This is a genomic window from Vibrio sp. CCB-PB317 (genome assembly GCF_022808245.1).
Taxonomy (GTDB): Bacteria; Pseudomonadota; Gammaproteobacteria; order Enterobacterales; family Vibrionaceae; genus Vibrio; species Vibrio diabolicus.
The window spans coordinates 1-1,066 of the sequence record NZ_JALGNU010000018.1 but is presented as its reverse complement, the minus strand read 5'-3'; the positions used below and the strand labels follow the sequence as shown (position 1 = coordinate 1,066).

Below are 1,066 nucleotides of genomic sequence, written 5' to 3'. Positions count from 1 at the left end.
TAAGGAGGTGATCCAGCGCCAGGTTCCCCTAGCGCTACCTTGTTACGACTTCACCCCAGTCATGAACCACAAAGTGGTAAGCGTCCCCCCGAAGGTTAAACTACCTACTTCTTTTGCAGCCCACTCCCATGGTGTGACGGGCGGTGTGTACAAGGCCCGGGAACGTATTCACCGTGGCATTCTGATCCACGATTACTAGCGATTCCGACTTCATGGAGTCGAGTTGCAGACTCCAATCCGGACTACGACGCACTTTTTGGGATTCGCTCACTTTCGCAAGTTGGCCGCCCTCTGTATGCGCCATTGTAGCACGTGTGTAGCCCTACTCGTAAGGGCCATGATGACTTGACGTCGTCCCCACCTTCCTCCGGTTTATCACCGGCAGTCTCCCTGGAGTTCCCGACATTACTCGCTGGCAAACAAGGATAAGGGTTGCGCTCGTTGCGGGACTTAACCCAACATTTCACAACACGAGCTGACGACAGCCATGCAGCACCTGTCTCAGAGTTCCCGAAGGCACCAATCCATCTCTGGAAAGTTCTCTGGATGTCAAGAGTAGGTAAGGTTCTTCGCGTTGCATCGAATTAAACCACATGCTCCACCGCTTGTGCGGGCCCCCGTCAATTCATTTGAGTTTTAATCTTGCGACCGTACTCCCCAGGCGGTCTACTTAACGCGTTAGCTCCGAAAGCCACGGCTCAAGGCCACAACCTCCAAGTAGACATCGTTTACGGCGTGGACTACCAGGGTATCTAATCCTGTTTGCTCCCCACGCTTTCGCATCTGAGTGTCAGTATCTGTCCAGGGGGCCGCCTTCGCCACCGGTATTCCTTCAGATCTCTACGCATTTCACCGCTACACCTGAAATTCTACCCCCCTCTACAGTACTCTAGTCTGCCAGTTTCAAATGCTATTCCGAGGTTGAGCCCCGGGCTTTCACATCTGACTTAACAAACCACCTGCATGCGCTTTACGCCCAGTAATTCCGATTAACGCTCGCACCCTCCGTATTACCGCGGCTGCTGGCACGGAGTTAGCCGGTGCTTCTTCTGTCGCTAACGTCAAA

At 53.6% G+C, this 1,066-nt stretch carries 1 rRNA gene; it reads right to left on the bottom strand.

The window, feature by feature from the left end:
* A 16S ribosomal RNA gene (locus MTR11_RS24045) occupies positions 1 to 1,066 on the bottom strand; the annotation flags it as partial.